At 36.5% G+C, this 13,693-nt stretch carries 11 protein-coding genes; 10 read left to right on the top strand and 1 reads right to left on the bottom strand.

The window, feature by feature from the left end; translation table 11 throughout:
• The first annotated feature begins 10 nt into the window (after positions 1-10).
• The 8 genes from lgt (at position 11) to UGRO018_RS10660 (ending at position 11,258) form a co-directional block, all read left to right on the top strand.
• Positions 11-1,483, top strand: a complete 1,473-nt coding sequence (gene lgt / locus UGRO018_RS10695) for a prolipoprotein diacylglyceryl transferase (protein WP_416326472.1) — start codon at positions 11-13, stop codon at positions 1,481-1,483.
• A complete protein-coding gene (trxB, locus tag UGRO018_RS10690) occupies positions 1,462-2,382 on the top strand; it encodes a thioredoxin-disulfide reductase (protein WP_416326471.1) in 921 nt (306 codons plus the stop codon). Before lgt ends, trxB begins: the two co-directional genes overlap by 22 nt.
• Positions 2,383-2,569: 187 nt before the next feature.
• On the top strand, positions 2,570-5,647 hold the full coding sequence (locus tag UGRO018_RS10685; RefSeq protein WP_416326470.1) for an ABC transporter ATP-binding protein/permease: 3,078 nt from the start codon (positions 2,570-2,572) through the stop codon (positions 5,645-5,647).
• Between the two features lie 81 nt (positions 5,648-5,728).
• Positions 5,729-6,412 (top strand): queuosine precursor transporter, encoded by a 684-nt coding sequence (locus UGRO018_RS10680; RefSeq protein ID WP_416326469.1) that lies wholly within the window; start codon positions 5,729-5,731, stop codon positions 6,410-6,412.
• The gene (gene tgt, locus UGRO018_RS10675) at positions 6,402-7,610 is read left to right on the top strand and encodes a tRNA guanosine(34) transglycosylase Tgt (RefSeq protein ID WP_416326468.1); all 1,209 of its coding nucleotides are present in this window, start codon (positions 6,402-6,404) and stop codon (positions 7,608-7,610) included. The genes UGRO018_RS10680 and tgt overlap by 11 nt, the downstream gene beginning before the upstream one ends.
• 96 nt (positions 7,611-7,706) lie before the next feature.
• Entirely contained in the window at positions 7,707-8,111 is a 405-nt protein-coding gene (locus tag UGRO018_RS10670) for an ASCH domain-containing protein (RefSeq protein ID WP_416326467.1), read from the top strand.
• Between the two features lie 155 nt (positions 8,112-8,266).
• Entirely contained in the window at positions 8,267-10,681 is a 2,415-nt protein-coding gene (locus UGRO018_RS10665) for a DUF2207 domain-containing protein (protein WP_416326466.1), read from the top strand.
• The gene (locus UGRO018_RS10660; RefSeq protein ID WP_463667559.1) at positions 10,671-11,258 is read left to right on the top strand and encodes a beta-class carbonic anhydrase; all 588 of its coding nucleotides are present in this window, start codon (positions 10,671-10,673) and stop codon (positions 11,256-11,258) included. The genes UGRO018_RS10665 and UGRO018_RS10660 overlap by 11 nt, the downstream gene beginning before the upstream one ends.
• Positions 11,259-11,290: 32 nt before the next feature.
• On the opposite strand, the gene UGRO018_RS10655 is transcribed toward UGRO018_RS10660, so the two are convergent.
• Positions 11,291-11,884: a LexA family protein gene (locus tag UGRO018_RS10655; protein ID WP_416326465.1), complete on the bottom strand. Its 594-nt coding sequence runs from the start codon at positions 11,882-11,884 to the stop codon at positions 11,291-11,293.
• Between the two features lie 140 nt (positions 11,885-12,024).
• Here UGRO018_RS10655 and UGRO018_RS10650 point away from each other — a divergent pair, with 140 nt between their 5' ends.
• Together UGRO018_RS10650 and UGRO018_RS10645 are read left to right on the top strand one after the other, a co-directional pair.
• The gene (locus tag UGRO018_RS10650) at positions 12,025-13,281 is read left to right on the top strand and encodes a Y-family DNA polymerase (protein WP_416326464.1); all 1,257 of its coding nucleotides are present in this window, start codon (positions 12,025-12,027) and stop codon (positions 13,279-13,281) included.
• Positions 13,271-13,588 carry a hypothetical protein gene (locus UGRO018_RS10645; RefSeq protein ID WP_416326463.1) on the top strand — a complete coding sequence of 106 codons (318 nt, stop codon included), beginning with the start codon at positions 13,271-13,273 and terminating at the stop codon, positions 13,586-13,588. Before UGRO018_RS10650 ends, UGRO018_RS10645 begins: the two co-directional genes overlap by 11 nt.
• Positions 13,589-13,693 lie beyond the last annotated feature (105 nt).

Here is a 13,693-nt window from a genome sequence, read left to right as displayed (position 1 = left end):
AGGAAGAGTGATGTCATTATTTCCAGATATGCAAACAGTATTGACCATAGGACCATTATCCGTTACATGGTATGCTGTGATTATTCTGAGCGGGGCATTTATCGCATATTATTTGTCCATTCATCAGTTAAAAAAATGGGGATATGATGAAGATGTATTCCTGAATTTCTTTATCATGATGTTACCCATCAGCATCATCGGAGCTAGAATTTATTATGTGATCTTTGAATGGGGAAATCAATATGCAGCAGATCCTATTCGTATCTTTTATATTTGGGAAGGTGGACTTGCCATACATGGAGGATTGATTGCAGGAGTATTGTTTGGTGTATGGTATTTTAAACGTCATTGTATCAATGGTTTAAGAGTTGCGGATGCGATATTCCCTAATGTGATGTTAGCACAAGCTATTGGTAGATGGGGTAATTTCATGAACCATGAAGCATATGGAGGGATTGTGAAAGATTCCTTTTATGATCACTTTCCATCCTTTATCAAGGATAATATGTATATAAACGGTCATTATCGTCAACCAACCTTCCTATTTGAAAGTGTCGGTAACATCATCGGTTTTCTGTTGATCACCTTTGTGTATAAGAAATACGGAAGAAAAAAACGTGGTGATATGGCATGGGCATATCTAACTTGGTATGGTATGGTACGTTTCTTTGTGGAAGGTTTTCGAACGGATTCTTTGATGCTAGGACCATTGAGGATCGCACAGGTAGTATCCATCATAGGCATTATCATCGGAATTTGTGGTATCCTGGGTGTTTGGGATAAGTTATTTCAAAAGGTATGGCCATTTCGTAAAGAAAAACCGGTGGTTGTTTTTGATCTTGATGGAACCTTGGTCGATACCAAAGATTTGATTTTTGAAAGCTTTCGTCATACATTTGCCCATTATAAGCCAGGCTATGTATTAAGTGATGAAGAATTATATAGCTTTTTAGGACCAACCTTGGAAGAAAGCTTCTTACGTTATTTCGATGCGTCTATGGTTGAGGAAATCGTTTCATATTATCGTAAATTCAATCATGATCATCACGATCAATATGTGAAAGAAATTCCTCATGTCAAAGAAACCTTGGACTATCTAAAGGAACAAGGCTATGATATAGCACTTGTAAGCAATAAACGTAAGGATGTCATTGCAATGGGATTGGCAAGTTGTCATATCGATTCCTATTTCAAAGTGATCGTTGGCTGTGAAGATGTGGAAAAGCCAAAACCTGATCCATCCGGAATTTTAAAAGCGGCTTCCATGATACCAAGGGCCCATGATGATTTGATTTATGTAGGGGATTCACCTACGGATATACAGGCAGCAAAAAACATGGGAGCATTTTCGGTGGCTTTTGTTTTTGAAGAAAGTCGTGCAAAAGAAATGCAAGACACAAAACCGTGTGCTATGATTAGAGATATGCAAGAGTTCATTACTCTTTTAAAGGAGGATCACGAATGGAGCGACGCTACGATTTAATGATTATAGGTGCAGGTCCGGCAGGGATGTCTGCGGCAATTTATGGTTCAAGAGCAGGGCTTTCTACAGCGATGTTAGAAATGGGAGCACCTGGTGGTAAGTTAGTGAAAACATATGAAATCAGTAATTGGCCCGGAATTGCCAGTACCAATGGCGCAAAGCTTGCCAGCGATATGTTTGAGCATTCCACTGCGTTTGGCGCAGAATATTTATATGGTAATGTGATCAAGGTTGAAGATGGCGAATATAAGAAAGTCATCTGTGATGATGGTAATGTGTATGAAGCCAAAGCTGTTATTGTTGCCACAGGTACACAAGAACGTATGATGAAAGTGCCTGGAGAAGAAGAAAATATCGGTCGAGGTGTTAGTTATTGTGCAGTATGTGATGGTGCCTTTTTCAAAGACCAAGAAGTTGTGGTCATTGGAGGTGGTAATTCTGCTTTGGAAGAAGCGAATTATCTAACACAATTTGCGAGCCGTGTTCATATCGTTATTCGAAGAGATATATTCCGTGCCGACAGTATTGTTCAGGAAGCCATTAAAAAGAATCCGAAAATAACCATTGTCACAAAACATGTGCCTGTTAGAGTTGTGGATGATGGAAAACGAGTGACTGCGTTGATCGTAGAAAACGTGGAAACAAAAGTTCAAACAGAAATCAAAACGCATGGCATTTTCCCATATATCGGATTAGATCCGGCTACATCATTCTTAGAAGGATTACCGGTATTGAATGAAAAAGGCTATATGATCGTCGATGATAATTGCGAAACGAAAGTGAAAGGTCTGTATGGTGCAGGTGATGTGATTGATAAAAAATTACGTCAAGTAGTAACAGCGACCAATGATGGTGCTATTGCCGCACAGCACGCCTTCCATAACATCAAAGGAATTTAAATAGACATAGACTGTAACACAAATCAAGTGTTACAGTTTTCTATCATAAGAAGCTATGATAAAATGATCTAATCGATAATTTGTGGGAAATTTTGTTATTTCCCCTTTTATTATTCATTTCAGAGTATAATAAACATAACTTGTGAATAGATAAATAAAGTCATTATTAGGGAAAGGATGTAAAAACATGCTTCAAATTAAGGATATATATAAAGAATATAAAACCGGAAATTTAATACAAAGGGCACTGGATGGTGTTAGTTTAAATCTTAGAGATAATGAATTTTTGGCGATTTTAGGACCAAGCGGGTCTGGGAAAACTACGCTATTGAATATCATTGGCGGTCTGGATCGTTATGATAAAGGTGATTTGATCATCAATGGGATTTCCACAAAAAAATACAAGGACAGAGATTGGGATTCTTATCGTAATCATACCATTGGTTTTGTATTTCAAAGTTATAATCTAATTCCACATCAAAGCGTATTGGCTAATGTTGAGCTTGCGTTAACGATATCCGGGGTATCGAAAGCACAGAGAAGACAAAAAGCAAAGAAAGCTTTGGAGCAGGTAGGATTAGGGGATCAAGGGCATAAAAAGCCAAATCAAATGTCTGGAGGACAAATGCAACGTGTGGCAATTGCTCGTGCATTGGTCAATGATCCGGATATTTTATTAGCGGATGAACCAACAGGAGCTTTGGATAGTGAAACCAGTATCCAAGTCATGAATTTGTTGAAGGAAGTCGCAAAAGATCGTCTTGTCGTGATGGTAACACACAACCCAGAATTGGCAAAAGATTATGCGACACGTATTGTAGAATTAAGGGATGGGAAGATTATCAGTGATAGTGATCCTTATGAAAATAAGGAACAAGAGGAGGTACAACCAAAGCATGAAAATATGGGTAAATCATCCATGTCTTTTCTCACTTCTTTGGTATTAAGCTTCCATAATCTGCGTACAAAAAAAGCAAGAACGATCTTAACCTCTTTTGCAGGATCCATTGGAATCATAGGGATTGCGTTGATTTTATCATTATCCAATGGTGTGAATCAATATATACAATCCATAGAAGAAGAAACTCTTTCTGAATATCCATTACAAATACAAAGCACAGGGTTTGATATTACATCTATGATGGCGGATGGTCATCCAAGTGGAAATAAGGAAGAAAAAGAGGATTCCAAGATTTATGTATCCTCTATGATTACCAATATGTTATCCAAGATCGGTTCAAATGATTTAACTTCATTAAAACAATATATCGATCAAGGGCAAACTGATCTTGAACAGAATACAAATGCTATTGAATATAGCTACCAAGTAGCTCCGCAAATTTATCAATCCAATACAGACGCTATTCGACAGGTACATCCTGATAAATCTTTCTCAAGTATTGGGTTGGGATCCTCCAGTAATTCCAATAGTATGATGTCTTCTATGATGAGCACTGATGTTTTCTATCAAATGCCAAGTAGTAAAGCGTTGTATGAGGATCAATATGATATGAAATCAGGTAGATGGCCTGAAAACTATAAAGAATGTGTACTTGTTTTATCTAAAAACGGTAATATCAATGACTTTATGTTATATACTTTGGGATTGCGTGATTATAAAGAATTGGATAAGATGATGGAACAGTTTTCAAAGGATGAAAAAGTAAATGTACCTGAGGAAAGCGGTTCTTATGCTTATGATGAAATCATAGGAACCACCTTCAAATTAGTACAGGCATCAGATTATTATGAATATGATGATACTTATCATGTCTATAAAGATAAAACGGAAGACCAAGCTTATATGAAAAAGCTGATCAACCAAGGGGAAGATATCAAGATAGTCGGTATTGTTCAACCAAAAGAATCCGCAACAGCAACCATGTTGAAGACGGGCATCGGTTATACTGCCGAATTGACAACGCATGTTATTGAAGAGGCAAAGGCTAGTAATATCGTGAAAAGTCAACTTGCGGATCCATCTAAGGATGTATTTACCGGAAAATCATTTACGGATAAAAGTGGTAATCAATTTGATATGAATTCTTTGTTTACCATAGATACGAATATGCTCCAACAAGCATTTACGTTTGATCAAAGTAAGTTACAAGGTGGTATGTCTGATCTTGATTTAAGTTCGATCGATATTGATATGTCAAAGCTACCTCAAATAGACTTTACTGGAATTTTATCTGATATGAAGATTTCTATTACAGAAGATCAAATCAATGCAATGAGTCAAGTATTGATGAAAGACTTTCAAGAATATCTCGTAAAAAACGCTATGATCGATCCTACAAAGATGAATGAATATTTTATTGCTTATATTCAAACAGAAGATGCACAGAAGTTGATTCAATCAGAAATGACAAAGCTATTACAGGATAGTGGAATGGTAGAACAATTTCAAACACAACTACAAAAGCAAATGACAACGATCATGACACAATATGGTACTTTGTTGTCAGAGCAATTATCACAACAGATCCAACAACAAATGAGTCTTCAAATGGGAGATCTTGCGAATCGTATGCAAGATGCGATCCAGATTGACGCAAGTGCATTCTCAAAAGCCATTCAAATGAATATGAGTGAGGAAGAGTTATCTGAACTAATGATGTCATTGATGACCAAAGAAGTATCTTCTTATGATGGAAATTTGAAAAATTTAGGCTATGCTGATTTTGATAAACCAAGTGGTATCAATATTTATCCGAAAGACTTTGAAAGCAAACAAAAAGTCATTGATGTTTTAGATAACTATAATGAGGAAATGAAAAAAGTTGATGAAGATAAAGTGATTTCCTATACCGATTATGTCGGCACCTTGATGTCATCTGTGACGGATATCATTAATGTAATCAGCTATGTATTGATTGCATTTGTGGCTATTTCCCTTGTGGTATCCTCTATTATGATTGGAGTCATTACCTATATCAGCGTATTAGAACGTAAAAAGGAAATCGGTATCTTACGAGCAATCGGTGCTTCAAAACGAAATGTATCTCAAGTATTTAATGCTGAAACCTTTATCATAGGGTTATTGGCAGGTGTCTTAGGTATCGTGATTACCTTGTTGTTGTTGATTCCGGGCAATATGCTGATTCACCATCTAGCAGGAAATGTAGAAGTTAGCGCAGCACTTCCGTGGGTAGGCGGTTTGATCTTGATCGTCTTAAGTGTGATATTGACCTTGATCGGTGGTTTGATTCCATCAAAGAAGGCTGCACAAGAAGACCCTGTGACCGCTCTTCGTACAGAATGATAAATAAGGAAAAGATAACAATTTTTAATTAAACATATCCGATGAATTGCCCAACACTTCTTTCATAAGAAAAATAGAAGTTTGGGCTTTTATTTAAAGGATTGCTTATGCTATAATATCACCATGCCAAATTTTAAACAGAAACTTTTGATCTATTTTGCGACGATATCGGTAAGTGCGCTGCTGATTTCAAATCTAGCGGCAATCAAGCTATGGGATTTTTTTGGTATTGCAGTTGATGGAGGTGTCATCTTATTTCCAATCACCTATATATTAGGAGATCTGATTGTTGAATTTTATGGTAAGAAGATTGCCAAAAGCATTATCCTAGCTGGTTTCTTTGTGAATATCACCGCAATGATCGTATTCTATATCGTTATTGCATTGCCTGCCTATGATGGATGGACGATGCAAGATGCTTATGCAAGTGTGTTGGGTTTTACACCTAGAATTATTATGGGTTCTTTGATCGCATATGTTTTCTCAAATCTATGTAACAACGTTATCTTTACAAAGTTAAAAAGAAGCAAAGGTATCTTTGCTTCCAGTTTCATTGCTCGTGCACTAGGCTCATCCGCTTTTGCGCATGTGATCGATTCTTTCTTATTTGAGACCATTGCATTTATCGGAGTTTTGCCTTTTACTGAGTTTTTAACACAGGCTTGCTTCGCTTATATCCTTGGTATCGGATTTGAAGTAATCTTTTCACCGGTAGAAGCGATCATCGCAAAACAATTGAGAGGAAAGATGACAGATGAAATATAAAAACAACAATAAATTCAGTTTTGAAATCACCAAAAAGATACCTGGAAAACTAGGTCGTGCCGGTATCATACATACTCCTCATGGGGATATCAAAACACCTGCCTTTATGACGGTAGGTACCAATGGGGAGGTACGTTATGTATCTATGGAGGATTTAGAAAGTATTCATGCTCAGGCAATGTTAAGCAACGGATATCATCTACGTAATATTTCACCTGACATAGCAAAACATGGTGGATTAGCTCAATGGTCTGGATGGAATGGTCCAACCTTAACGGATTCCGGAGGGTTTCAAGTCATGTCGTTGGGGTCCGGTCTTGGAAAAGTCGTAAGTATGAAACGAGAACAAGATGTCATAAATACAGATCCTAAGGATCGCTTGGCTCATGTAAGCGAAGATGGTGTGCGTTTTCATGATCCCTTTACTAATCAAGAAGATTTTATAGGGCCAGAGGAATCTATGCAAATTCAATGTCGCATCGGAGCCGATATTCATATGGCTTATGATGAATTGACCTCATTGGCAGATAGCTATGAATATAATGTAGAAGCATTGGCACGTACAGAGCGTTGGGCAATTCGCAGCTTAAAAGAACATGCATTGCATTGTGATGATTTAGGTTATCACCAATCACTCTATGGTGTATTACAAGGTGGTAGATGGGAAGATCTGCGTCGTTGTACTGCTAGGAAGTTTGCGGAAATGGATTTTGATGGATATGGATTAGGCGGTGCATTCTTAAAGGAAAGTCTAGGTGAGATTTTACGCTGGTGTTGTGAAGAACTACCTGAACATAAACCACGACATCTACTTGGTCTTTCTCACCCGGATGATATCTTGATCGGTACTGAAATGGGAGCTGATACCTTTGATTGTGTCGCTCCTACCAGAGAAGCCAGACATGGACGAATTTATACAAGAATGGGACCTGTCAATTTGGCGAAGTTTACCGATAGTCCTATGTTATTAGATGAACCTTGTGATTGTCCTACTTGTAAAGCAGGTTGGACAAGAGGCGAATTGCGAAAACTTTGGAAATCTCAAGATTTTGAAGATAAAAGCAAATACAACAATCTAGCATCTTTACATAATCTACGTTTTATCATACGCTTGACTGAAGAAATTCGTGAAGCCATTGAACATGAGAAATTTGAAGAGTATAAAGAGCAATTTCTAAAAGATTATTATAAAAAATAATTCAGAATCAACATGAATTAGATAGCATCATGACTTCTGTCTATGTTAAAATAACAGCATAAATAAAGCATATAGGAAGAGGAGATACTATAGAATATGGAAGAAAATACAAATAAAAAATATTTTGAATGTTTTGCATTCGGTGATAATCCCGAAATGGCAGATGAATTGCTATCTTTGGTACTTGCGGGGAAAAAAACAGCGACTGTTTCTGTAGTATTAGATCATGAAGAAGTGCCAAGCGTTGGTGATTTATCGTTGGTATTAGATGGTAAAGGGAACGCCGCTTGTGTGATAAAAACAGTGTATGTTGAGGTTGTTAAATTTCGTGATCTCACTTGGGATATGGTCAAACTTGAGGGTGAGGATGATACCTTCGAACAGTGGAAGGAAGGTAACATACGATATTGGACACGTGATGCAATCAAACGTGGATATACGTTTACAGAAGAAACCCCGATTACGTTTGAACGTTTTGAGGTAGTAGAAGTATTCTCATGAAGCTATGTATATGAATATGGAAATAAGGTAAAGAAAAAGGTACACTTTACCTTTTTTTCTGGTCATTTACAAATTTGAGGACTTTCTCATCCTTATGAATAGCGAAATATAGATTTATCCCTTATAATATAATGCGATACTAAGGAGAATTAATTATGAAAAAATGGAAGATCATTCTCGTTATGATTTGTATGCTATCCCTTTTCGGTTATACAAAAAACATACATGCTCAGGATGCAGGTTATGTTTACGATCGTATCCATGTGGATGTGACAGTCAATGATGCAAGAGAATATCATGTTACAGAGACCATGGATATCGATTTTGAAGAGTCTATGCATGGCATCATACGGAATATCCCCAAAAGTGGAGATGCCGAACGTTTTGAGGTGAAAAAGATTCAAGTAGAAGGGATGCCGTTTACCGTCAATGAAAAGCAAAATGAGGTAGATATCAAAATCGGAGATGCAGATGAGACCGTATATGGAAAAAAGCGCATCACATTAAGCTACACATTGAAGCATTATCAAGATTATGATCCTAATTATGACTACATTTATATCAATCTATTAGGTACAGATTATGATACTCAGGTAAAAGAATTCAGTGCAGATGTGACATTTCCTTCTCAAGGAGAGTTGTTAAATTATCGTATGACATCTGGTAGCACAGGTTCTACGGGAAACCATTATGTCAAGGGAACACTTGATGGAAACAAGCTTCATGTAACATCAAATGATACCATTCCATCTTCACATGGCGTCACGCTACAAATGAAATTTGAAGAAGGTATATTTTCTTCAGCACCGGAATATCAATTTCCATATATCATCAAAAACAATCAGATGAAGGTTAGCGTAACTTCTGAACAAGATTTTTATGTAGAACAAGAGCTTGTCTTGGACATCAAATCGCCATATACACAAATCACCTTACCTATGATTCAGGATCTGTGGGATGAAGATAGTTACCAACTAAAAGATATCAAGATATCAGATGATGATATTACCTATAATCGCTATGATTCTCTACATTTTTATGCCAAAAAAGAAGAAGAACGTCAGGTTACGATCAGTTATGTAGTGCATCCTTATCGTATTCAGAAGGATAAGATAAGTCTTAATTTATTTCAAAAGAATGACCAAGTTAAGATGCAAGCTTTTTCTTTACAGCTTACGATGCCATCATCGCCCAATACTAGCTTTACCTTAGGTAGACAAGGGGATGAAATAGATACAAAGCGCATCAATCAGCGTGTCGAAGATACCTCGTTGTATTTAAGTATCAATGAACCGGTATTATCAGGAGATGAATTTCATCTTAACTTAGATTTAAAAGCAGAAGATTACCATAGAGGAACGTCAATCATCATATATATCGCATTAGGTATTACCGCTGGCTTTATGGTATTATTGTTGATCCTTCGTTTTGTGATATTAAAGCCAAAAGAAATCATAGCACCTGTTAATTTTTATCCGCCAAAGGGCATGAATCCAGCGGATGCTGGCTATGTCATCGATTTGCATTTATCAGATACTGATATCACCGCAATGATCTTTTATTGGGCAGATAAAGGGTATTTGAAAATCAAATATCAGGGATCCTCTTTTTGTTTTGAACAAGTAAAAGATATTGATCCATCCGCACCGGATTATGAAAGACAATTATTTTACGGAATGTTTTCTCATGGCACGAACCATCAAGTGAATAAAGCGGATCTACAACATACCTTTTATCTTGATGTAAAGGTCGCAAAACGTAACTTAAAGGCACGTTATCAAGGGAAATGGGCTCTGCGTAATCCTTCTGTAGAAATCCTTCGAAAGCTTCTTATGGTGGCAAGTATCATTCCCTTCTTATTATTAAACACGTTAAGTCAGTATGAAGTTTATGGTGATATGTTAAAAGCTTTCCTTCAAAATTTCACGATGCTTCCTATCTTTATCTATATATTTCTGTTTATGAAACTTTATCAAAATTATCAAAATGGGAATACCTCAAAGGGTGCAATGATTGCGGTGTTCATCATCTTTGGCGGTATGTTTGTATTACCGAGTTTCCTATTCATCTTTCTACTTCCGGATCAAAATATGTACGCATTGATTGGCTTGTTTTGTAGCATCATTGCATTATGGCTCTCTCATGGTATTCATTTAGATAGTCCATATCGTCAAAAGCTATTGTCTTCTTTACTCGGCTTTAAGGATTTTATCAAAACAGTGGAAAAAGATCGTTTAGAAATGTTGTTAGAGGATGATCCTGAATATTATTATCACATTCTTCCTTATGCGAATGTTCTTCATGTCAGTGATATTTGGGAACAAAAATTCCGTAGTATCACGATACCGGCACCAACTTGGTATGATAGTGATGAAGTCTTCCGTTATGCAGTATTCCATCATATGGTTCATGATATCAATCAAGATATCAAGGCTGTATCTACACCACCACGTTCTTCTGATGGATCTTCTTCAGGAAACTTTGGAGATTTTTCAGGTGGAGGGGGAGGCTTTTCCTCAGGTGGCTCTGTGGGTGGAGGCAGTGGGGGAGGAGGAAGTCATGGATGGTAAAAAGTATAGAGATACAACAAGATTGGAGAAACATATGATAGAAGATATTTTGAATTATAATAAAACATTTGTACAACAGGAAAAATATAAACCCTTTGTGACAAGCAAATATCCCGAAAAGAAATTGGCCATTGTGACTTGTATGGATACCCGACTCATAGCATTATTGCCAGCAGCGCTTGGTATCAAAAACGGTGATGCGAAAATTATCAAGAATGCCGGTGGTGTCATATCACATCCATTTGGAAGTGCTGTTCGAAGTCTGTTGATAGCGATATATGAGCTCGGTGTTGAGGAAATCATGGTCATTGGACATACGGATTGTGGAGTTCAACATATGGATAGTGAAGCGATGCTAAGGAAGATGAAGGAACAAGGCATTACTCCTGAAATCATCGATACCATGAAGTATTGTGGAGTGGATTTTGATGAGTGGCTATCGGGTTTTGAAAATGTAGAAGAATCAGTCACACAAAGTGTTACCATGCTTCAAGAGCATCCACTTATACCAAATCATATCCGAATCCATGGATTTATTATGGATTCTCTTACCGGAGAGCTTCAAATCGTAATATAAAACCCAGTGTTGATCTACTGGGTTTTTTGATTCTACATGAAGTTTTTACTGAAAAGAACTTTGCCTAAGATCATAACGGGTAATTCCTTTACCTCTTCTTTCGTAAACAAGCGATCCTCTACCTCGGGATTTGCGGCTTTTAACATGATACCGTCTTGATTTGGATAATATGCTTTGATGGTTACTTCATCTTTGATAGAAATGACAGCGATATCTCCAGGATGCACACAATTACATTGTTTAACATAGATAAGACCACCGTCCTTGATTCCCGCAAGGATCATTGAATTTCCTGATACTCTAAGAAAATAATCTCCACATTGATAATCACTTAAGGATACACTTTCTTCTCCAAGGTAATTATCCTCCAAAAACATATCATAACCGGCCTTAGCCATCCCTAAGATCGGTTTTTTCATATCGATTGCAGTTCCTTGTAAAACAGCCTGTACATCATAACCTAAAACACGGCTGATATTTTCGGCTGTTTCTTCTTGTATGGTTTTGACTTCACCTCTCAACCAACGTCCAACTGTGATATGTGTGACATGAAATCTTTCTGCAATTTCTTTATTTGATAAATGGTATCTGTTTTTATATTCTTTTATGATATCCTTTAATTCCATAAAAGCTCACCTCTATTTTCATTATAACGGAAAATAACGATGATGAAAAGGGTTTTACAGAAAAAGTAAATCATAATATACATAATTATGTTGATTTTGTATATTTTAAGGTATATACTAAAGAAGTAAGGAGATATGCTATGGAGAATATATATCTTTGTATTGATCTGAAAACCTTTTATGCTTCAGTAGAATGTGTGGCACGAGGACTTGATCCCTTTAAAACAAACCTTGTAGTTGCGGATCCATCTAGAGGAAAAGGAGCAATTTGTTTGGCGGTATCTCCTAAGATGAAAGAACAAGGTGTTAGAAATCGTTGTAGAGTGTTTGAAATACCAAACCATATAGAATTTATAACAGCATTACCGAGAATGAAATTATATATGGAGTATTCCGCAGACATTTATGCGATCTATTTAAAGTATGTTTCTAAAGATGATATTCATGTATATTCTATTGACGAAGCATTTTTGGATATCACTCATTATAAAAAGCTTTATGGGTTGAGCGCAAAAGAATTGGCAAAACGAATCATGGATGATATTTATGTTACCACAGGAATCACAGCAACCGCAGGGATCGGAACCAATCTGTATTTAGCAAAAGTTGCGTTAGATATTACCGCAAAGCACACGGAAAATCATATGGGAATTTTAAATAAGGAACGATATCGAAAAACATTATGGCATCATCAACCTTTGACAGATTTCTGGCAAGTAGGCAGAGGAATTGCGAAAAGGTTGGCGAAGTATGGTATTGTCGATATGTATGGCATTACACAAATAGAGGAACGTATACTCTATAAAGAATTCGGAGTCAATGCAGAATATTTGATCGATCATGCTTGGGGAAAAGAACCTACGAAAATATCGGATATCAAACAATATAAATCCAAAAGTAATTCATTCTCTAATCATCAGATTTTGTTTGAAAATTATGTGTATGAGGATGTTGTTTTGGTAATCAAAGAAATGGTAGAGCTAAGTGTACAGGATTTAGTAGAACAACATCTGGTGTGTGATCGTATTGGGCTTTATATTGGTTATGCAGATGATGAAATCAAAAGTACAGGAGGATATACAAAACTACCATGGAAAACGAATTCCTATCAGATTCTCGTTAAAGAATTTTTAAAGGTTTATCAAAAAACAGCAAATCCTCATCATTTGATTCGAAGGGTCGGCATCACTTTTGGGGATGTCGTGGATGACCTTTATGAATCATATGATTTGTTTATGGACATGGAAGCTTTGGAAAAAGAGAAAAAGCTACAGAGTGCACTTATTGAAATCAAACATAAATATGGGAAAAATGCTGTATTAAAAGGAATGAATATGTTGGATAAAGCGACAACACGGCAAAGAAATAAACTGGTAGGTGGTCATAATGCAGAATGAACAAAAAGCAGAGCGAGCAAAACAATTTCTTCCTTTTGACTCTTTGAAAGGGTTTCGAGATTGTTTAAAACAAAAGGAACGTGTGATTGTTGCCAGAAAGCAATTATCGCAGGATGATTGTGAAGTATTGAATCAGAATTTAAATCGAATAGCGTTAGGCGATATGGTGCGTGTCGTTTATTATGATATTGATAATTATATTGAAGTACATGGTATGGTATCTAAGATCGATATAGAGTATCAAAAATATATACAAGTCGTAGATCAAAGAATAGCATTAAAGGATATCATTGAACTTACCATCTAAAAATCACGAACAAGTATTCGTGCTTTTTTTATGCCTGCTGGGCATAGAACTGTATTTATTATAGGTATTTGATGATAGGGAAGGCAGGTATTACAATAAAGATGT

Origin of the sequence: Hoskinsella mucinilytica (genome assembly GCF_045223415.1) — a bacterium.
In the GTDB taxonomy this organism is placed as follows: domain Bacteria; phylum Bacillota_I; class Bacilli_A; order Erysipelotrichales; family Erysipelotrichaceae; genus Hoskinsella; species Hoskinsella mucinilytica.
This window is presented reverse-complemented; position numbering and strand designations above follow the sequence as displayed.

Bases quoted from the DNA above. Each gene is read 5' to 3' on its own strand.
- lgt (WP_416326472.1), top strand. From the start codon at position 11: ATGTCATTATTTCCAGATATGCAAACAGTATTGACCATAGGACCATTA.
- trxB (WP_416326471.1), top strand. From the start codon at position 1,462: ATGGAGCGACGCTACGATTTAATGATTATAGGTGCAGGTCCGGCAGGG.
- UGRO018_RS10685 (WP_416326470.1), top strand. From the start codon at position 2,570: ATGCTTCAAATTAAGGATATATATAAAGAATATAAAACCGGAAATTTA.
- tgt (WP_416326468.1), top strand. From the start codon at position 6,402: ATGAAATATAAAAACAACAATAAATTCAGTTTTGAAATCACCAAAAAG.
- UGRO018_RS10670 (WP_416326467.1), top strand. From the start codon at position 7,707: ATGGAAGAAAATACAAATAAAAAATATTTTGAATGTTTTGCATTCGGT.
- UGRO018_RS10665 (WP_416326466.1), top strand. From the start codon at position 8,267: ATGAAAAAATGGAAGATCATTCTCGTTATGATTTGTATGCTATCCCTT.
- UGRO018_RS10660 (WP_463667559.1), top strand. From the start codon at position 10,671: ATGGATGGTAAAAAGTATAGAGATACAACAAGATTGGAGAAACATATG.
- UGRO018_RS10655 (WP_416326465.1), bottom strand. From the start codon at position 11,884: ATGGAATTAAAGGATATCATAAAAGAATATAAAAACAGATACCATTTA.
- UGRO018_RS10650 (WP_416326464.1), top strand. From the start codon at position 12,025: ATGGAGAATATATATCTTTGTATTGATCTGAAAACCTTTTATGCTTCA.
- UGRO018_RS10645 (WP_416326463.1), top strand. From the start codon at position 13,271: ATGCAGAATGAACAAAAAGCAGAGCGAGCAAAACAATTTCTTCCTTTT.